Origin of the sequence: Antarcticimicrobium sediminis (assembly GCF_004348975.1) — a bacterium.
GTDB lineage: Bacteria > Pseudomonadota > Alphaproteobacteria > Rhodobacterales > Rhodobacteraceae > Antarcticimicrobium > Antarcticimicrobium sediminis.
Genome location: NZ_SMFP01000006.1, coordinates 21,657 through 40,361 on the forward strand (window position 1 = coordinate 21,657; position 18,705 = coordinate 40,361).

Annotated in this window: 18 protein-coding genes; 16 read left to right on the forward strand and 2 right to left on the reverse strand. The window is 64.3% G+C overall.

The features are described 5' to 3' along the window. Positions 1-34: 34 nt before the first annotated feature. Positions 35-595, reverse strand: coding sequence for a hypothetical protein (locus E1B25_RS10465; protein WP_132829056.1), 561 nt, complete (start codon positions 593-595; stop codon positions 35-37). Positions 596-788: 193 nt separating this feature from the next. Between E1B25_RS10465 and E1B25_RS10470 the strand changes: the two genes are divergently transcribed. From E1B25_RS10470 to E1B25_RS10510, 9 genes are all read left to right on the forward strand, one after another. After that, positions 789-1,865 carry a coiled-coil domain-containing protein gene (locus E1B25_RS10470; RefSeq protein WP_132829058.1) on the forward strand — a complete coding sequence of 359 codons (1,077 nt, stop codon included), beginning with the start codon at positions 789-791 and terminating at the stop codon, positions 1,863-1,865. Positions 1,866-1,886: 21 nt separating this feature from the next. Next, complete coding sequence (locus tag E1B25_RS10475) at positions 1,887-3,011, forward strand: hypothetical protein (protein ID WP_132829060.1); 1,125 nt, start codon at positions 1,887-1,889, stop codon at positions 3,009-3,011. A gap of 323 nt (positions 3,012-3,334) precedes the next feature. Further along, positions 3,335-4,333: an AraC family transcriptional regulator gene (locus tag E1B25_RS10480; protein ID WP_165937596.1), complete on the forward strand. Its 999-nt coding sequence runs from the start codon at positions 3,335-3,337 to the stop codon at positions 4,331-4,333. 192 nt (positions 4,334-4,525) lie between these two features. Beyond that, on the forward strand, positions 4,526-5,686 hold the full coding sequence (locus E1B25_RS10485; RefSeq protein ID WP_132829063.1) for an ABC transporter substrate-binding protein: 1,161 nt from the start codon (positions 4,526-4,528) through the stop codon (positions 5,684-5,686). A gap of 54 nt (positions 5,687-5,740) precedes the next feature. Then, positions 5,741-6,661, forward strand: a complete 921-nt coding sequence (locus tag E1B25_RS10490) for a branched-chain amino acid ABC transporter permease (RefSeq protein ID WP_206338542.1) — start codon at positions 5,741-5,743, stop codon at positions 6,659-6,661. A 4-nt stretch (positions 6,662-6,665) separates the two neighbouring features. Further along, positions 6,666-7,688, forward strand: a complete 1,023-nt coding sequence (locus tag E1B25_RS10495) for a branched-chain amino acid ABC transporter permease (protein ID WP_245510680.1) — start codon at positions 6,666-6,668, stop codon at positions 7,686-7,688. Beyond that, positions 7,685-8,437 carry an ABC transporter ATP-binding protein gene (locus E1B25_RS10500; RefSeq protein ID WP_132829067.1) on the forward strand — a complete coding sequence of 251 codons (753 nt, stop codon included), beginning with the start codon at positions 7,685-7,687 and terminating at the stop codon, positions 8,435-8,437. The genes E1B25_RS10495 and E1B25_RS10500 overlap by 4 nt, the downstream gene beginning before the upstream one ends. After that, positions 8,437-9,138, forward strand: coding sequence for an ABC transporter ATP-binding protein (locus E1B25_RS10505; RefSeq protein ID WP_132829068.1), 702 nt, complete (start codon positions 8,437-8,439; stop codon positions 9,136-9,138). The genes E1B25_RS10500 and E1B25_RS10505 overlap by 1 nt, the downstream gene beginning before the upstream one ends. After that, on the forward strand, positions 9,125-10,033 hold the full coding sequence (locus E1B25_RS10510) for an alpha/beta hydrolase (protein WP_206338532.1): 909 nt from the start codon (positions 9,125-9,127) through the stop codon (positions 10,031-10,033). Before E1B25_RS10505 ends, E1B25_RS10510 begins: the two co-directional genes overlap by 14 nt. On the opposite strand, the gene E1B25_RS10515 is transcribed toward E1B25_RS10510, so the two are convergent. Then, positions 10,009-10,710 carry a PIG-L deacetylase family protein gene (locus tag E1B25_RS10515; protein WP_132829072.1) on the reverse strand — a complete coding sequence of 234 codons (702 nt, stop codon included), beginning with the start codon at positions 10,708-10,710 and terminating at the stop codon, positions 10,009-10,011. The two genes, E1B25_RS10510 and E1B25_RS10515, sit on opposite strands and share 25 nt — an antisense overlap. Positions 10,711-10,960: 250 nt before the next feature. On the opposite strand from E1B25_RS10515, the gene andAc reads away from it, so the two are divergent. The 7 genes from andAc to E1B25_RS10550 all read left to right on the forward strand — a co-directional run bounded on the left by andAc (position 10,961) and on the right by E1B25_RS10550 (position 18,705). Then, complete coding sequence (andAc, locus tag E1B25_RS10520; protein ID WP_132829074.1) at positions 10,961-12,259, forward strand: anthranilate 1,2-dioxygenase large subunit AndAc; 1,299 nt, start codon at positions 10,961-10,963, stop codon at positions 12,257-12,259. 8 nt (positions 12,260-12,267) lie between these two features. Further along, entirely contained in the window at positions 12,268-12,741 is a 474-nt protein-coding gene (andAd, locus tag E1B25_RS10525) for an anthranilate 1,2-dioxygenase small subunit AndAd (RefSeq protein WP_132829076.1), read from the forward strand. Positions 12,742-12,760: 19 nt separating this feature from the next. Continuing rightward, on the forward strand, positions 12,761-13,069 hold the full coding sequence (gene andAb / locus E1B25_RS10530; protein WP_132829077.1) for an anthranilate 1,2-dioxygenase ferredoxin subunit AndAb: 309 nt from the start codon (positions 12,761-12,763) through the stop codon (positions 13,067-13,069). Then, positions 13,066-14,259 carry an NAD(P)/FAD-dependent oxidoreductase gene (locus E1B25_RS10535; protein WP_165937597.1) on the forward strand — a complete coding sequence of 398 codons (1,194 nt, stop codon included), beginning with the start codon at positions 13,066-13,068 and terminating at the stop codon, positions 14,257-14,259. The genes andAb and E1B25_RS10535 overlap by 4 nt, the downstream gene beginning before the upstream one ends. 736 nt (positions 14,260-14,995) lie before the next feature. Continuing rightward, positions 14,996-16,936 (forward strand): AAA family ATPase, encoded by a 1,941-nt coding sequence (locus tag E1B25_RS10540; RefSeq protein WP_132829081.1) that lies wholly within the window; start codon positions 14,996-14,998, stop codon positions 16,934-16,936. Between the two features lie 148 nt (positions 16,937-17,084). Then, entirely contained in the window at positions 17,085-18,434 is a 1,350-nt protein-coding gene (locus E1B25_RS10545; RefSeq protein WP_132829083.1) for a DUF6638 family protein, read from the forward strand. Position 18,435: 1 nt separating this feature from the next. Then, positions 18,436-18,705, forward strand: a complete 270-nt coding sequence (locus E1B25_RS10550; protein WP_132829085.1) for a hypothetical protein — start codon at positions 18,436-18,438, stop codon at positions 18,703-18,705.

Here is an 18,705-nt window from a genome sequence, read left to right on the forward strand (position 1 = left end):
AAGGGGGCACCCGAGTGCCCCCTTGCCGATAGGCTCAGCGCCCGAAATCGGTCAGCGCGCGGTAATCGATGGTTTCCAGCACCGAAAGCATCATCTCAACATTGCCGCCCTTGGCTTTTACCAGAATACGGTTGTCCACCAGTCCGGTGATCTCATCGTTCTGGACCATCATCTTTTGCCGGCCCACACGCTCGATCTTGGCCCCGATTGCACTGGCATTGCCCAGCATCCCGGCCATTGCGCCGACCATCGGGTTGTCGGCCATCAGCGTGATGGAAAAACTTTCCTCGCCCGGTTTGCTGTAATCGGCCCCGGTCCCGGTGCCGCCGCCCATCATGGCCAGTCCGGCGTTCATGTCGGTGTCCATCTCACGGCTCCAGCCCTCGGGCGCGTCGGGGAGAAAGCCCGACAATGCGTCTGTCTTCATCGCGCTGAGGATCTGTTTGGCATAGTCCAGCTCTTCCAGCGCGTATTTTATATCGCCGTCCTCATAGGCCGTGATCGCCGAGTTCAGCGTATCGGTGACCTCGTCCGCGCGGGCGGCAGACGCGGCGCCCATCATCAGGGATGCGGATAGCAGTACATGTCGGATCATTCTGACCCCTCCAAATCTAAATGCATAAAGAAATATGGGGGTAGCATGCCGCCTCTCCCTCGAGGACGCAAGTCTCGCCCTTCCCAAGTCGGACGGCATTTGCCACACTCGCAGGAATTTTGGGGATAGGGTGATGTAAGCGATTTTAACATCACCTATGTCGGTTTTGAATTTGAGTGTTCAGGAGTGTTTGATGGCGGATTTTGATGCGCTTTTGCGCGAAAGCCAGGATCAGGTGGCCAAATCGCAGGCTGATATCACGGCAATGACCGCGCGGATCGAGACGGCGCGCAGCAAGATCGAGGCGGGCGAAGAGGCGGGGATCGACATCGAGACCGCCACGCTGGAAGATGTGCATCACCATACCGAGGTGATGAACGCCAATATCGCCGAGCTGATCATGGGGCTCGACGATGTCACCACCGGGTTTTCGCGCGATTTCGCCGAGCTGCGCAACAAGACCGGCTGGGAAAGCTTTGTCGGCCTCTTCTCCAAGGGGCGCTCTGAATCGCTGCGCCAAGAACGGATGCGCAGTGCCAGCATCGACGACAAGCTGCAGGATCTGATCGCCAAATCAGATGTGATCGTGACGCTTTTGCAGGGCCAGCTTGCCGTGCTGGAGGAGCAGCGGACAAAGGTCGAAACCAACCTGAGTGCGACGCTGGACGACCGCGAGGGCACGGTGGCCGCGCTGGAGGCGGCGCGGGCCGAGATCTTGGCGATGGACCCGAGCATCATCGCGCTGGAAAACAAGATCGCGGTGGAAACCGATGCCGCCGCGCGCACCCGGCTGGAAACCGAACTGGCCGCGCTGAACACCCGCTATAACGCGCTGGTGCAGGACGAGCAGGTGAAACTGGCCAAATCGCAGACGCTGGAACGCTATATCGAAAAGGGTAAGACTTGGGTCGACAGTCTGCAAAATCAGGCGGCGACGCAGATGGTGCTGATCAACAAGTTGCAGACCGACACCAATCAGCGCGTTGTGCTGTATGATGCGCTGTCGAAATCGCTGAAGACCGCGCAGCAACAAGACATCGCCCACCGCATCAACGAGATCGGGGTCAAGACCGATCAGGAGGCCCAGACGGCGATGGCGGCGATCGGCTCTGCGACCAACCAGAAGATGGCCGATATGCTGGAAAAGCACGAGGACCACATGGTGTTTGCCCGCGAGGTGCTGGAGGCCAAGGCCAAGGCCGACGAGCGTTTTGCCCGCCGCTTTGCCGCCATTGTCGAGAAGCACGACAAGAACCTCTATGGCGGGTGAGCGGATCACGGAGACCCTAAAATGAGCACCCCGGCGGATGATTTCGCACCTTTGTTCGACACCTTTGCCAGCCGCCGGTATTTCCGCAAGTTCGAGGCGATCACCGGACATCTGGTGCAGGTGGCGGGCGTGATGCAGGCCGAGGGCGCGTTGACACGGGCCGAGGCCAAGGTGGTGAGCCGCTATCTGCTGGCGCTTACCTACAGTTTTCGCGCGCTCAGCATGAAATACCTGATGGTGGGGCGCGAAACCGGGCGGTTCTTTGGCTCGTTGCAGATCGACAAGCGCGACAGCGGCTTTCCGGTTTCGACCGAGGTGCTGATCATGGCCAATGACGCGCAACAGGCCAGGGGGCATCTGGGCAATATGCCCAGCGTGGAGCAATACAAGGACGACATGATCCGCGAGATCATTGGTGAGCGTGCGCTGCCCACGCGGCTGCAATTCGCGCTGTCTCAGCGGCTGTATTACGAGGAATTGGCGCGCGGGAACCTGTTCTGGGTGCGCAACGATCCCGAATGCCAGTGGATCGGCAATACCGGCACGGATCGTCGCCGGTTCCTGCTGCATTGGGCGGTCTATGACAGTCAGGTCAATCTGCCGGTGATCTATCTGATGGATCTGGAGGACACCGGCCGCACCGCGCTGCCCAAGGACGAGGCGCGCTGGCCACGGGCGCAGGCGCATCTGATGGCGCAATCGCTGGACGCGTTGAAACTGGTGACCATCGCCAAGGGGTTCGACGAGGATTTCGATGATCTGCACCCCAAGCGGCTGCGCCGGATTCATGTGGGGCCGATGTATTCCCACACTTTCACCGAACAGACCGGTCCGCTGCGCGAGGTGCTGGAAGAGGCCCATGCGCCCGAGGGGCAGGACTGGGCATTGGCCTGGACCGAGGAAGAGCTGGAAAGCGAACGCACGCAGGAGGAACGCGCGGGTTGGTTTGGCCGGGTGGAGCGGGAGGTCTTTGCGCTTGACCCATTCGGCGCACGGGGTGCCGAAACCGGGGCCACGCGGACAGCGCGCAGCCTGATCCTGCCGCAGCGACCGTTTCAGGTGTTGTCGGAAAAGGCCCCGTCCGGTTTCGCCGATGTGCGCAAATTCGTGGTCGGCGCGCAGGGGCAGGTGTTGAGATACGGGTGATCCTGTGCGCGGGCCCCTCGGGGGCCGCCGCCTTGCTGGGGGGGACGCCGACCACGCTGTAGTCCCGCATCCGCACGATGAACGTCTCCATTGCGGATTGGAGTGGATCGGCACGGGCGGCTGAGAGGGCCGGTTCGACCTGTCGTTCCGAGAGGGCGATACACTCGGCGCGCAATTCGGGGGCGTCGCGGTGCTTTTCTGGACGTTCGCTGTCGTTAAAGGTGCGCCGCGCGGCCGAAACCGCAGGACTGCATTTGCCAACCCCGACCGCGCCCGGCTTAGCTGGAGCGGGGAGGGGATCGGCAAGACGCAGGAGAGCAGCGATGTTGCAAGACTTGTTGGTGCCCACGCCCACGCCCGCGCCCCTTCAGGCGCTTCGATCGCAGCGCTTGTTCAGCTCGGCGGACATGGACGAGACGCGCGAGCTTATCTCGCGCATCCTGCAACCGCACGAGATGACGCCGCTTGGCGGGGCGCGGCGGCAGCCCGCACATATGGATTATATCGACCTTAGCGATACCTGCATCGGCGCGCTGCATTTCGGCGCGGCGCAGATCGAGGTTGAGCAGATCGAGGATTTTCACCTCGTGATCTTCTGCATCGCCGGTTCGGCCACGGCGACCTGCGAGCGGCGCGAATACAAAATGAGCCGGACAAGCGCCTTCATTTGCAACCCGGGGCAAAGCTTCTCGGCCCGGTTCAGCCCCGATTGCGAGCAGATTGTCGTCAAGATCGACCGGGGGTTCCTGCGCAGCCACAGTCACAGTCACAGCGATGGCCGCACCGCAACGCTGCCGAACCAGCTGGACCTGCGCGCGCCGCGCCTGCGATCATGGCTGTCGTCGCTGGACACGCTTGCCAACGATCCCGCCCTGCTGGAGATGCTACGGGAATCGCCGCGCTTGGCGGCGGACTACAAGGCGGTGCTGGCCAACCTGCTGCTGACGGGGGCAGGCACAGCGAGGACGGGGGCGGCGGGCGCCAGTTCGGGGCCGGTCCCCGCGACCCTGCGCCGGGCCGAAAGCTATGTCGCCGCCCATGCCCGCGACCCGATCTGTCTGGAGGATATCGCGATGGCGGCCGGCGTCCCGGTGCGCACCCTGCTGCATGTGTTTCGCCAGTTCCGCGCGACCAGCCCGATGCAATACGTGAAGCAGCAGCGCCTTCAGATCGTGCGCGCCCGGCTGAGCGCGCCGAGCCCGGACGATACCGTTAGCCGGATCGCCTTTGAAAGCGGGTTCACCCATCTCAGCCGCTTCGCCGCCGATTATGCCGCGCATTTCGGCGAGAAGCCTTCGGAGACGTTGCAGCGAAGGGCCTGATTTTGCGTCGAACCTGCCCCAAATTTCGGCGGGCTATCCGTTTCGGGCAATGGCTGTCCACTTTGCGCCAGTAACTGCAGGGGCCAGGGCCAAGGCCGCTTGCCGGGTCAGCGGGGGCTGTGCCTGATGGCTGAAAATTCAGCGCGGCGCCCCTGCGCCAAAGCCATAATCCAACGGGAAGAAAACCAGCACATGACCATCTTGAGAACCCTTGCACTGACAACCGCCCTGACCGCCGTGACCACCACGGCCGCGCTTGCCGCCGACCCGGTGAAGGTCGGGATGATTACCACGCTCAGCGGTCCGGCCGGCTATATCGGCGAGCAGATGCGCGACGGCTTCATGTTGGCCATCGAAGACGGAATGCTGGGGGGCGTCGAGGTTGAGATCCTGGTCGAGGACGACCAACTGAACCCCGGTCACGGTCGCCAGATCGCCGATGCCATGGTCTATGACGAAGAGGTCAAGATCATGACCGGCATCATCTTCTCGAACGTTGCCGGGGCGGTGGTGCCGGACGTGGTGTCGAACGACGTGATTTACATCAGCCCGAACGCCGGCCCCTCGACGCTGGCCGGCAAGGCCTGTGACCCGAACTATTTCGTGGTCTCGTGGCAGAACGATACCCTGCACGAGGTGCCGGGGATGCTGGCCACCAAGAAGGGCTATGAAAAAGCCTTCCTGATGGCGCCGAATTACCAGGCGGGCAAGGATGCGCTGGTCGGCTTCATGCGCGGCTTTGAGGGCGAGGCGGTGGGCGAGCTGTACACCCAACTGGACCAAGTCGATTTTGCCCCCGAGATTGCGCAAATCCGTGCGGCCCAGCCTGACGTTCTTTACCAGTTCCTGCCCGGCGCGCTGGGGATCAACTTTCTGAAGCAATACGACCAGGCCGGTCTGGAGGGCATCGACATGGTGTTGCCCGAACCGGTTGACGCGGTGATGATCGGCGCAATCGGCGAGGCTGTCATCGGCCTGACCGAGGCAACCCACTGGGCTCCGAACTTTGACAACCCGGCCAGCACCGCCTTCGTGGCGGCCTGGGTCGACGCCTACGGAGACCGCCCGCTGACCGCCTATGCCGAACAGGGCTATACCGCGGCGCTTGCCATTGCCTCGGGGCTGCTGGCCACCGGCGGCGACGTGTCGGATGTGGTCGCGCTGCGCGACGCCATCGCGCAGGCTGACTTTGAAAGTCCGCGCGGCGATTTCGCCTTCGGGGTGAACCAGCACCCGATCATGGATTGGTACGAAGCCAAGATCGTGGCTGGCGACACTGGCCCGCAGATCATCGCAGGGGATCTGATCGCCGAGGATGTCGGCGACGTCTACGCCGCCGAGTGCAGCATGTAATCAGGCATATGCCTTGTGGCGCCCCGGTTCCGCCGGGGTGCCATTGGCACGGAATTGAACATGATCCTCGTATTCGAACAACTGCTGAACGGGCTGCAATACGGTGTCATGCTGTTTCTGCTGGCCGCTGGCCTGACCCTGATCTTCGGGATCATGGGCATCATCAACTTGGCGCATGGCTCGCTTTACATGGTCGGCGCCTTTGCCGGCGTGTGGGTGGCGGCGCAAACCGGGTCGTTCTGGCTGGGTCTTCCGGCGGCACTGGCGGCCGCGGCGCTGACCGGTGTGATCATCGAAGCCATGGTGATCCGCAGGCTGTATGACCGGGACCACCTGGAACAGGTTCTGGCAACCTTCGCGCTGATCCTCGTGTGCAACGAGTTGATCGTGATCGTGTTCGGTCGCCAGCCGCGCTTTGCCGGCATTCCCGACTCGCTGACCGGCTCGGTCGAGCTGCTGCCGGGCCTGTTCTACCCGCTGTACCGGCTGATCATCATCGCCGTGGGTATGCTGGTGGCAGGGGGGCTGTACCTGTTCATCAACCGTACCCGCGTGGGCATGTTGATCCGCGCCGGATCGACGGACCGAGAGATGGTGCGCGCGCTGGGGGTCGACATTCGCCGCCTGTACACCGCTGTCTTCGCGCTGGGCGCCGTGATGGCCGGGCTGGCCGGGTATCTGGCCGCTCCACTGTTCGCCGTTCAGGTCGGGATGGGAGAGCGTATCTTGCTGGCCACCTTCGTCGTGGTCGTCGTCGGCGGCGTCGGGTCGATCCGGGGGGCCTTCGTTGCGGGCATTGCCCTGGGCATCCTTGATACTGCCATGCGGGCCTTTGTGCCCGGACTGCTGAAGACAGTGATGAACAATGCCGATGCCGATGCGCTGGGCACGGGGCTGGCCTCGATGGGGATCTACCTGATCATGGCCTTGGTTCTGCTGGTAAAACCGCGCGGCTTGCTGCCGGCGAAAGGGTAGACACATGGCCGATATCTCGACCAATCGCGGCCTTGCGCCGATGAAATCCTCGTTGCTGCGGTGGCTTGCGGTGCTGGTGGTGCTGGCGCTTCTGCTGGCCCTGCCGTGGATCGCCAAGGCCGCCGGCAGCTCGGCCACGATTCTGCTGGCCACCCGCATCCTGATCTTTGCTATCGCCGCCGGCAGCCTGAACCTGGTTCTGGGCATTGGCGGCATGGTCAGTTTCGGCCACGCCGCCTTCTTTGGCATCGGCGGCTATGTCGTGGCCATCCTTGGGTTTCACCACGCTGACGGGTCGTTGTTCATGGGCCTGGTCCCGGGCACCAACCAGTTGCTGATCGCGCTGCCGGTCGCGGTGCTGGTCACGGCCATTTTCGCGGCCCTGATCGGGGCGCTGTCGCTGCGCACCGGCGGGGTGCAGTTCATCATGATCACGCTGGCCTTTGCTCAGATGGCCTTCTTCCTGTTCAGCGCGCTGACCACCTACGGCGGCGAGGACGGGCTGATGATGCGCCGCCCGAACGAGTTTCTGGGGCTGAACCTGCGGCAACGGCCCACGATGTATTTCGTGGCGCTGGGGGCGGCGGCGCTGTGCTTCTTCGGCTTCTACCGCTTCATGAACTCGTCGTTCTGCACCGTGCTGGACGGGCTGCGGCAGAACCCGCGCCGGATGGCGGCCATCGGCATCGCACCGTATCGCTATCGCCTGCTGGCTTTCGTCCTGTCGGGCGCGGGCACCGGGCTGGCCGGGGCGCTGATGGCCAATGTGCTGCGCTTTACCAGCCCCGACATGCTGTCGTGGAACCTGTCGGGGCAGTTCATGATCATGGTCATCCTGGGCGGAGTCGGCACCCTGTGGGGGCCGCTGATCGGTGCCGCCGTGCTGCTGATCCTCGAGGACAAGCTGAACGGGCTGACCGAACACTGGCCGCTGATCCTGGGGCTGCTGTTGCTGGTCGTCGTGTTGCGGACTCCGGGCGGGTTGATGGCCCTGACGTCACAGGTCACCGGAAGGATGCGCAAATGAGCCCGGTTCTGGAAGTACGCGGTCTGGTCAAGCGGTTCGACGGCCTGCTGGCCACCGATCACGTCGACCTCGACCTGCGGACGGGGGAGATCCACGCGTTGATCGGCCCGAACGGCGCGGGCAAGTCGACGCTGATCAACCAGATCTGTGGCGAGCTGACTCATGACGAGGGTTCCATCCTGCTCGAGGGGCAGCCAATCGACGCCCTGACCGCGCCGCAACGGGCGCAGCACGGCATCGGGCGGACGTTCCAGATCGTGCAGTTGATCGGCGAGGCCAGCGTGCTCGACAACGTGGCGCTGGTTGAGCAGGTGCGGCAAGGCCGGACCTGGCGGCTGTTCGACGGGCGGAAGAGCCGGGTGGGCCTCCGCGACAGCGCGATGGAGCGCCTGTCCACCGCCGGGTTGGCCGACCGTGCCGACACCCGCGTGCTCGACCTGTCCCATGGCGAGCGCAAGCAGGTCGAGCTGGTGATGGCCTGCGCCCTGCGGCCCAGGCTGCTGCTGCTGGACGAACCGATGGCGGGGCTGGGGCAAAGCGAAAGCGCGGGCATGGTCACGATGCTGGACCGCCTGCGGCACGAGGTTCCGATCCTGCTGATCGAGCATGACATGGACGCGGTCTTTGCCCTGGCCGACCGGATTTCCGTCCTGGTCTATGGCCGGATCGTCGCCACCGGCAACGCCGACACCATTCGCAACGACCCCGAGGTCCGACAGGCCTATCTTGGTGAAGAGGATGCCGCCTGATGCTGGAAATCTACAAACTTCAGGCCGGGTACGGCCCTGCTAAAGTGCTGTTCGACGTGTCCCTGCGGGTGCGCGAGGGACAGGTCGTGACCCTGATGGGGCGCAACGGTATGGGCAAGACCACCACGATCCGCACGATCATGGGCATGTTGCGCCCGACGGGCGGGGAGATCTCGTTCTGCGGACGTCAAATCGACAACGTGCCCCCCGAAACCGTGGCGCGGCTGGGCGCTGGGCTGGTGCCCGAGGGGCGCCGCATCTTTCACACGCTGACGGTGCGCGAGAACCTCGTGGCGACGGCGGCCAACCGGCGCAATGTTGCCGGGCCGTGGACGCTGGAGCGGGTGCATGACCTGTTCCCGCGCCTCTCCGAACGCTCGGGGCAGATGGCGGGCACCTTGTCGGGGGGCGAACAGCAGATGCTGGCGATCGGGCGCGCGCTGATGACCAACCCCCGGCTGCTGATCCTTGACGAGGCGACCGAGGGGCTGGCCCCCGTCATCCGCGCCGAGATCTGGGCCTGCCTGCGCCGCCTGAAGGCCGAGGGTCAGGCGATCCTGGTGGTTGACAAGAACATCAAGGAACTGAAGGCCATCGCCGACCGCCACACCATCGTCGAACGCGGACGCACGGTCTGGACCGGCAGCAATGACGATCTCGAACGGGACCGCGAGCAGGTGAATGTCTTTGTCGGGCTTTGACACAGCGCTCGACGTCCAGCTTGATCAGGCCACGGTCGACCGCGACTATTTCGCCCGCGGCTCGGTCTCGGACGACGCCTTTGCAAGCGCCACGGCGCGCTATGCCACTGGCACCGCCGCGGCGCAGGTTTTCGCCACCGCGCTGGACCAGCCCTACGACTTGGGCAGCGGCGAGCGGATCGACATTTACGGCACCGTGCCCGGGCAGCTTCGCCCGGTGATCCTGTTCATCCACGGCGGCTATTGGCGGGCGCTCGGGCGCAAGGACAGCGGCTTCATGGCCCCCGCCCTGGCCGAGGCCGGCATCGCCACGGCGGTGCCCGACTATACGCTGGCCCCGGCGGTCAACCTGACCGAGATCGTGCGCCAGATGCGTGCGGCGCTGGCTTGGCTCTGGACCAATGCCGCGCGGCAGGGGATCGACCGCAACCGCATCATCGTGTCGGGCAGCAGCGCCGGGGGGCACCTGGCGGGCACCTTGCTGTCGGGCGGATGGCAGGCGGCGATGGGCCTGCCCGAAACCCCGGTGGCGGCAGCGCTGCCGATCAGCGGCTTGTTCGATCTGGCCCCCATCGCGCGGACCTATCCCGACGCATGGATGCAGTTCACCGAGGACGAAATCGCCCTTCTCAGCCCGTTGCGTCAACTGCCCGCGCGCGGCTGCCCGATCTGCCTGGCCCTGGGCGCGAACGAGGCCGCAGGCTTTGCCCGGCAATCGGCGGCCTATGACACGGCGTGGCGCGCGGCAGGCTTTTCTTCGGAGGTCTTCGCCGTTCCGGGGCGGCATCATTTCGACGTGGTGCTGGATCTGGCCGACCCATCCACCGCGCTGTTCGGGAAACTGGTGGCGCTGGTCGAGAGCACGGCAGATCAACCCGGCAGGATCACCTCGTAGGGCAGGGCGGTCGCGGTGGTGACATCGGCCGGTGTCAGCGGGGCTGCCACGTCGGTGATCGCCCCCAGTTGCGATTCCATGGCCACAATCGCGGCTGCCTTGGCCGCGCGGTGCGCCGCGATGCCCAGCCGCCCCTCGTCCGGGGCCGACAAGGCGTTTTCGGGTGCGCCATAGCCGAGCAAGGGAAGGTCGGTGCGTCCGGCGACAGCGGCTGCCAGTGCCCGCACCTTCTGGTGCGCGGGCGAGTCCCAATCGGCCCCCGGCGCGCAGATGGCGTGGCAATCGCGCGCCCACATGATCATGTCGACCGAGGTGACCAGCGTTTCGAAACGCGGCCCGGTATCGGGGATTGACCCGTCGATGATCCCGGCCATCAGGATCTTCTCATGCGGTTGGCCCAGCAGGGCCAAGGCGGCGCGGGTCTCGCGTTCGCGCATCTGGGCCAGGCTGTCGGGCGGGCATTCGGACGATCCCGCGGGAGAGCTGCTGCCGTCGGTCATCACCAGGACGAAGGCCGAACGCCCCCGCGCGCAGGATTCCGCGATGAACCCGGCGCAGGCCAGGGCGGCGTCCTCGGGGCGGGCCAGCAACAACAGGACATGGTGGTTTCCGGTGATGTCGGCCAAAGCCCGAAGCGGGGCATTGGCGGCGGCGTCCAAGGGGGCGGCAAGCGTCATGTCAAATCACTTTCGGGTTGCGTCAGGCGGGTTGCGTCAGGGCCGAACCTGTCACCGCCACCGCCGCGACAGAAGGCCCGTCGGGGCAAAAATCAGCCCAAGACCACAGTTAGTTGCGAGAACCGGATACTGCACCCGCCCGGCCGCGCGAACCGGCTAGCCGGTGGCTTCCAGCTGACTGTAGATCGAGGGGCAGCGGCCGCCCCGGCGTCCGTTCCGACAGGTGACTTCGACGAAAGGACCAAGCCCCATGAACGATCAAACGCCAGTCAACGGCACCGCCGTCGACGGCAGTGCCGCAACGGTTACCTTTCCCCGCCGAGACGGGTCTCGGGTGCCGTACAAGGTCTTTTCCAGCCAGGAGGTTTATGACCGCGAGCAAGAGAAAATCTATCGCGGCGAAACCTGGAGCTTTCTTGGGCTCGAAGCCGAGATCAAGACCCCCGGCGACTTCAAGAGCACCTATATCGGCGACACGCCGGTCGTGATGACCCGGGCCGAGGATGGCTCGCTCGCGGCATGGGTCAACCGCTGCGCGCACCGGGGCGCGACCGTCTGCCGGCTGAAGCGCGGCAATGCGCTGTCGCACACCTGCGTTTATCACCAGTGGAGTTTCGGCACCAAGGGCAACCTGCAGGGCGTGCCCTTCCGGCGCGGTCAGAAGGACCAGACCGGGATGCCGAAGGATTTCAAACCGGCCGACCACAACCTGCGCCAGCTGCGCGTTGACAGCTACAACGGTCTGGTCTTCGCCACCTTCAGCGACACCGTGGTGTCGCTGCCCGAATACATTGGTGACCAGATGCGCCCTTTCGTCGACCGCGTGTTCAACCGCGAGGTCGAATACCTCGGCTGCACCCGCCAATTCGCCGACAGCAACTGGAAGCTGTATCTGGAAAACGTCAAAGACCCCTATCACGCCAGCCTGCTGCACCTGTTTCACACCACGTTCAACATCTACCGCGTGGGGATGGAGGCGAAGGTGATCGCCGATGAAACCCACGGGCTGCACAGCATCATCATGTCGATCAAGACCGATGACGACCCCTCCGGCGAGGCTTATAAGGATCAGAAGATCCGGTCCTACGACGAAAGCTTCGCGTTGGAGGATCCGTCGATCCTTGCGCTGGTGCCGGAATACGACGAGATCGCCACGAACCACATCCAGACGATCTTTCCGCAGCTCGTGATCCAGCAGATCCACAATACGCTGGTGGCGCGGCAGGTCCTGCCCAAGGGGCCGGGCAAGTTCGAGCTGGTATTCCACTTCTTCGGCTACACCGACGACACGCCAGAGCTGCGCGATCTGCGCATCAAGCAGGCCAACCTTGTCGGACCGGCGGGCTATATCTCGATGGAAGACACCGAGGCGACGGAACTGGTGCAGCGCGGCACGGCGCGCGACGGGGACACGAACTCGGTCATCATGATGTCGCTGGAAGCCCCCGAACGGCGCGACACGCTGATCTCCGAACAGCTGATCCGCGAGTTCTGGAAAGGTTACGAAGACATCATGGGCTATACGCCCCAAGCCCCCGCGGCAGAGTGAGACACAGCATGACCGAAGACCTGATGACCCGGCTGGAACTGATGTCGCTGCAAGACAGTTACGTCGCCGCGCTGGATGCCGCCCGGCTGGAAGACTGGCCGACCTTCTTCACCGACGATTGCCTGTACGAGATCATCCCGGCCGAGAACGAAGAGTTCGATCTGCCCGCGCCGCTGGTCCGCTGTACCAACACCGCGATGCTGCGCGATCGGGTGATCTCGCTGCGCCATGCCAACATCTATGAACAGCCGGCCTATCGGCACATGGTGTCGGGGATGATCTGGTCGCAGGACGGAGACGAAATCGAGATGACCAGCAGCTATGTGGTCATCAACACCTCGATCGAGGGCGAATCCGAGATTTACCAGGCGGGGTGTTACAAGGACCGCGTCGTGCGCACGCCCGAGGGGCTGCGGTTCAAGCAGAAGCGCTGCGTCTATGACACGCTTCGGGTGCACACCCTGCTGGCCTACCCGATCTGACATGGCCGAGGTGGAAGTCATGACCGACTGGACCGACGTCGCCGCCGTTGAGGATGTGCCCGACGAGGACGTGCTGGGCGTTGTCGCCGACGGCCTGCGCATCGCCCTGTTCCGGCTGGAGGGGGAGATCTTCGCCCTGCACGATCTGTGCAGCCACGGGCAGGCGTTTCTGTCCGACGGCTTCGTCGAAGATGGCTGTGTCGAATGCCCGCTGCATCAAGGGCTGATCGACATTCGCACCGGGGCCGCAAGGTCGGCCCCGATCACCGAGGCTGTGCGCAGCTTTCCCACCCGCGTCATCGGCGACCGGGTCGAGGTTGGCCTGTGATCCTGGCCGCCGATGGCCGGGTCGTCATCGTCGGCGCGGGGCAGGCCGGGGCCTGGGTCGCGCGGACGTTGCGGGATGAGGGCTTTACCGGCGAGGTCACCCTCATCGGGGCCGAGGCGTATCATCCTTACGAGCGTCCGCCGCTGTCGAAAGACGTGCTGAAGGGCGCGGATGCGGCCACGACCGGCGCGTTGCTGACCGCCGGGCAGGCGCAGGCGCTGGGTATCACCTGCCTGCTGTCGCAGACCGTCACGGCAATCGACCGCGCCATGCGGCAGGTGACCTGCGTCAGCGGTCAGACCCTGCCCTATGATGTGCTGTTCTTGACCACGGGCAGCCGTCCTCGGCCGTTGCCGTGGCCGGAGGGCGAGGGCGCCGAGCGGCTGCACGGCCTGCGCACCCGGGACGATGCGCTGCGCCTGCGCTCGGCGCTGGACGGTGCGCAAAGCCTTGCCGTGATCGGCGGCGGGCTGATCGGGCTCGAGGTCGCCGCCACTGCCCGCCAGTCGGGTCTGGAGGTTACGGTGATCGAGGCCGGTCCGCGTCTCTGCGCCCGTAGCCTGCCGCCCGTGGCGTCGGACTGGCTGGCCGATCTGCACCGCCAGAACGGCGTTTCCCTGCGCATGGGCGAGACCGTCGCCGGGGTGCAGTCCGATGGGTTGGGCGTGACCCTGACCCTGGGCGACGGGGCGACCTTGCGCGTCGATCAGGTGCTGGTCGGCATCGGCATCCTGCCCGAAACCGGGCTGGCACAGTCCGCAGGCCTGACGCTGAATGATGGCATTGTCGTGGATGCCGAGGGTCGCACCTCGGACCCGGCGATCTTTGCCGCCGGTGACGCCACGCGCCAGCCTTGCCCCATGGGTGCGGCCCCGCTGCGGCAAGAGACTTGGGCCAATGCCCAGGCCCAGGGGATCGGTGCCGCCCGCGCCGCGCTGGGCCTTGCCCCGACACGGGTCAAGCTGCCGTGGTTCTGGTCGGATCAATACGCGGCCAACATCCAGGTTCTGGGCCGCCCCGACCTGGCAGCCACCTGCATCGAACAGACCGCCCCGACCGCCGACACCGCCAGTTGGCGGATGCTGGATGCCGCGGGCACCCTGGTGGGCGCCGTCGCGGTCAACGCCCCCCGCGCCCTGCGTGACGTGCGCAAAGAGATGGAGAAGGCAAGGGCGGCCAAGCAAGCCTGACAGCCACTGTGCTCCGCTGCCTCACTCCGTTTGTCGGTGAACGCCGCCGATGGGGTGGGGCCACCCCCTATTTGGTGACACTGACCAATTCGCGCAGGAGGGTTTCGCCAAGGTTTCGCCAAGGCTTCAGCGCCGATGTTCTTGCGAAGAGCCTCGTCGCTCAGCGGAACGTCGAAGTTCCGAGCCTGATGCAACCAGCTCTTGATGTGTTGTTTCGGGATCGTCCAGATATCCCCCGCGATCCGTTCCGGTCGCATATGCCGAACGGCATCTGATCGAACCCCGGTGAGGATGAGCATACGCAGCGCCAATTGGACCGGGGTGCGGGCGGTCAGAGACGAATAGTAAGCCGGCACACCCTGACATGGCAGCACCTCGGCGAGCGTCACTCGCCGAACGCCTATTGCCTGGATCGGGATGCCGCCCAACAAGCTATAGGCCTTGTTTATCGCAAGCTTTTCAGCTTGAGGCGACTTAAGCCTTGCAGCTCTTCAAGAATGGAATTTCGTCATATAGTATCCTCCAGAATATCTACGTTTGAAACCGATACTGCCTGAAAAAGCGCTGCCTCGATGGCGCTATAAAGTTCTGGGTTTAAGCGGAGATTTCTTCGAAATGGGGTCGTGTCTGACAGCGTGATACGCCCCCCATACCCCTCCGGCGGGAGTATTTGGGGCCAGAAAAAGAGCTGGGCCCAATGAGACAAAGATACCGGTGAGACAGAGATGGGCGAGACATGAGCCTGACAAGTGATCTGATGGAGCTGCGCGAGGCCGATATCATCGTGCATTACCCGGCTGCCGAGGCGATGCTGGAGGGGTTCGAACATGCCCCCCGCATCGCGCGGGAGCACGCCGCGCCAACCGGAGAGGTCGAACGCTCGCCCGGGATCGGGACGCGGCGGCGGTTCCGCTCGACCACGCCGGGGCTGGTGACCCGGCGGGTTGCGCGTGCGGACGGGGTGCATCTGTTGGACCGGATCGCGGCCTGCGACGGCGGCGATCCGCTGGTTTCGCCAGCGCAGGCCACCGTGATGCGGGCGTTGCGTCGGGCGCTGTCGATCGCGCTGGCGCTGGCGGACACCTATGGTGCGCAAACCCCGCTGGCAGAGCTGAAGCGCGCCAATCTGGCCGGTGATCTGCCTGCCGCGCGCAAGGCGGAGTTTACCGAGTTGCTGGCGGGCGAGGCGCTGATTGCGCTGCATGTGTTCGGCAATGCGCTGGCCTATCTGCTGGCGCCGCATCTGGGCGAGATCGGGGGCGAGGTCGGTGAGATCGAAGAGGTGCTGAGCGATCACGGGCAGATCGCGCTGCACGGGGCGCTGTGGGAGTTGGACCGCGCGCTGGCCGCGCAGGCGGGGGATGAGGCGCGGCTGGTGGCCACGGTGAGCAGCTTTGCCGAGGCGCTGATGGACAAGGCCGCGCAGCGGGCCCAAAGCGCGCCGCATCTGGCTGGCTTTTCCGGGGCGGCCTGGCGGATCGAGGCGGATGATCTGACCCTGCGCGGCTTTGCCCCCGCGTCGCGGGCGAAATCCACCACCCTGACGATGACATTCAAGAAACCGGAAGAGGTGGTCGGCAACCATATCGCCAAATACCAGGCCTTGCGGCTTGCCAAGATGCTGATGGCTTATGATTTTGAGCGCAAGCTGAACCCCTTTGCCGAGTTGGGCGGGTTCATCTTTACCTTCATGGGCGACGGGATGCCGGGCACCGGCAAGACTACCTTGATCCAGATGATGGCGGGGTTGATCCACGGCTATTGTCAGATCGCGGGCTATCCGTTCCGCTATCAGAACCTGAGTACGGAAAGCATCGACAGCTATCAGGGCAAGTCGGCACAGAACGCCAAGGCCTTTATCAACACGATCATTGACCCCGGCGCGATCGGGTTCGGCACCATCGACGATATCGACCAGCTGGCCGGCAAGCGCGGCGACCGGCAGTCCAGCACGGGGCAGTTGGAAATCACCGCCGTGCTGATGGAAAGCTTTGCCGGGGCCAATACCGTTGTGCGCGGCAATTGCACCTTTGGCATGTTCTCGAACTACCCCGAGAACGTCGATGATGCCCTGCGCCAGCGGGCCGGGGCGCGGTTTCTGGTCGATGGGCCACAAAGCCGGGAGGATTACATCGACATCCTCGCTTTGTTGCTGGGCAAGGGACACGGCATCGCGCTGGGCGATCACGACCTTTACGCCGCGCAAGAGATCGAGCGCGCGGTGGCCGCCAGTTTCGCCGCCCACAACCGGCCGCAAGAGGCGGCACTGGGCGATGTGTTCGACCAGGTGTCGGCGCGGGTCGGGGCGCTGGATACCATTGCCAAGATGGGCGGCTATCTGAAAGCGATCCAGCAGGCCGATCCGCGTTTTACCGGGCGGGCGATCAAGAACATCACCGACGCGGTCAAGATGCGCTCGATGGATTTCGAACTGCCCGACGCGTGGATGGAGGAGCCAGAGCGGTTCCTGTTCCGCGACTACGAGACCAAGAAAGCGATGATCGAGGATCTGCGCGTACCGATCACGCCCGAGATGGTGATCCAAGAAATCAACCGTTATGCCGACAGCGAATTCCGTTATAGCGACAGCTCGGACGAGATGGCGATCGAGGCCGCCGTGCGCGATATGGAGCGGATGGAGGCGGCCAAGCGGCGGTATCTGGAGGGGAAGGGGTGATGCATAGCATTGAACTACAGCGCTTTAAGATCACCGATGAATGCCTTGGGAAACTCTCTGTAGATCAGCGTGCCATGTTCGCCGTTCCGCCCCCACCCTCGGGCCGGGCGCGCCGCTCAGGTCTTGATGCCCAACCGGAGCCCGCCCCATGAAACGCCTCATCACCCGTGGCCTGATGTTCGGCAATCTCTACCACGTCGACAGCCCGGCGCTGGTCGAGCGGTATAATCGCGCGCTGCTGCATCTGACCGGCAAGCGCACGGCGCTGGATGATTTTCATGTCGATCTTTCCGGCTATTCACCGGAGGTCGGCGATGAGCTGGGCGATCAACTTTATCTCAACCAAGGCGGGGTCAACCGGCAGTTCATCCTGCTGAGCACGGAACAGAAACGCTGTCCGCTGCTCAATGCCAAATTCTCCACCAGCCGCGATATCCTGCGCAATTTCATCACCGACAATCTGGCGCAGCTTTTCGCGCTGACGGCGACCGACGCGGTGGCGGGCGAGTTGGTGAATTCGGTGATCGACATTTCCGACCCGCGCCGCCTGCTGGATTTGCGCCGGGTGGTGATCGAGGCCGACACCACCACCGGCACCCTGCGCCATGCGGAGCATCTGACCCGGCTGGTCGAGCGGTTCAAAGCCACGGACGATGCGTGGTTTGACGATGTGCTGATCGCCGAGATGATCGGGCTGGCGCAGAAATCCGGGGATTTGACCCGCAACCCGGTGCGGCTGGACAACCGGGAATATGAGCAGCGCGATTTCTGGACCGCGCATTTCGGCGGGATTTATCTGTTTCAAAGCGTGGACAAACCGACGGTGATCGCCGCGGGCGATGTGGCGGCTCTGGACGGGCTGGCAGTGGAGCGGGTGCTGGATCTGTCCGCGCGCAACCGGATCGCGCGGTTTCTGGATGAAAATGGGCTGGTCGAGCCGATCCTGCGCGCGCGCGGTGTCGATGCCGCCGCGATCTTGCGGCAAAAGATGGATTTCATCGTGATCGACGCCGCCGCCGGGGCCGGGCTGGATCTTGAAAACCTTGATCGCGCCGATCTGCGCCGCTTGGCGCGCACCAATGCCGATGTGCTGCCCGGCGCCTATCACGGGCTGGCGCATCTGCTGAACTGGGCCTCGTCCGGGGGCGACTGGCCGCGCATCACGTCAGAGGATCCTGCCTTTTTCTATACGCTGCGGGCGGCCGATACGCCGCAGCGCGATCTGGTCAACATGCTGTTGGCCGAGCTGACGCCGTTGGATGTGCGGCAGTTGTTCATTTGCCACAAGGATCTGTTCTATCGCCTGTATGCCGGGTGGCCCGAGGCCAAGCGTGCTTATGTTGCCGATTTCCTCGCGCGCGAGTATCAGGTGGACAAGGCGGGCGCGCGGGCGGCGCTGTTTGGTCACGAACCCGACATGTCAGGCGAGGATCCGCCCCCGCCGCCAGACGATCTGATCCGCCGGGTCGGGCCATGGGGTGCAATAAGGAGATCGTGATATGCTGGTGATGTTGCGATTCCTGCTGCCGCTTCTGGTCGGGCTGACGGTGATCTATATTGTCGTGTCGATCTATTCCCGGCTGCGCCGCCGCCGCAAGCTGGCGCAACGTTGGGACAGCAAGGACGTTTTGACCGTGGACCGCGAAACCTTCATCAAGCGCGGGCTGGAGCGCTATGACCGCTCGTTCAAGCGCAAGCTGATCCTCGGGGTCTATATCGTGCCGCTGACGGTGATCGCGATCATCGTTTACGTCACCAATTTCATGTAA

Excerpts from the sequence above, each read along its gene's own strand:
- E1B25_RS10465 (WP_132829056.1), bottom strand. The coding sequence starts at position 595 with ATGATCCGACATGTACTGCTATCCGCATCCCTGATGATGGGCGCCGCG.
- E1B25_RS10470 (WP_132829058.1), top strand. The coding sequence starts at position 789 with ATGGCGGATTTTGATGCGCTTTTGCGCGAAAGCCAGGATCAGGTGGCC.
- E1B25_RS10475 (WP_132829060.1), top strand. The coding sequence starts at position 1,887 with ATGAGCACCCCGGCGGATGATTTCGCACCTTTGTTCGACACCTTTGCC.
- E1B25_RS10480 (WP_165937596.1), top strand. The coding sequence starts at position 3,335 with ATGTTGCAAGACTTGTTGGTGCCCACGCCCACGCCCGCGCCCCTTCAG.
- E1B25_RS10485 (WP_132829063.1), top strand. The coding sequence starts at position 4,526 with ATGACCATCTTGAGAACCCTTGCACTGACAACCGCCCTGACCGCCGTG.
- E1B25_RS10495 (WP_245510680.1), top strand. The coding sequence starts at position 6,666 with ATGGCCGATATCTCGACCAATCGCGGCCTTGCGCCGATGAAATCCTCG.
- E1B25_RS10500 (WP_132829067.1), top strand. The coding sequence starts at position 7,685 with ATGAGCCCGGTTCTGGAAGTACGCGGTCTGGTCAAGCGGTTCGACGGC.
- E1B25_RS10505 (WP_132829068.1), top strand. The coding sequence starts at position 8,437 with ATGCTGGAAATCTACAAACTTCAGGCCGGGTACGGCCCTGCTAAAGTG.
- E1B25_RS10515 (WP_132829072.1), bottom strand. The coding sequence starts at position 10,710 with ATGACGCTTGCCGCCCCCTTGGACGCCGCCGCCAATGCCCCGCTTCGG.
- andAc (WP_132829074.1), top strand. The coding sequence starts at position 10,961 with ATGAACGATCAAACGCCAGTCAACGGCACCGCCGTCGACGGCAGTGCC.
- andAd (WP_132829076.1), top strand. The coding sequence starts at position 12,268 with ATGACCGAAGACCTGATGACCCGGCTGGAACTGATGTCGCTGCAAGAC.
- andAb (WP_132829077.1), top strand. The coding sequence starts at position 12,761 with ATGACCGACTGGACCGACGTCGCCGCCGTTGAGGATGTGCCCGACGAG.
- E1B25_RS10540 (WP_132829081.1), top strand. The coding sequence starts at position 14,996 with ATGAGCCTGACAAGTGATCTGATGGAGCTGCGCGAGGCCGATATCATC.
- E1B25_RS10545 (WP_132829083.1), top strand. The coding sequence starts at position 17,085 with ATGAAACGCCTCATCACCCGTGGCCTGATGTTCGGCAATCTCTACCAC.
- E1B25_RS10550 (WP_132829085.1), top strand. The coding sequence starts at position 18,436 with ATGCTGGTGATGTTGCGATTCCTGCTGCCGCTTCTGGTCGGGCTGACG.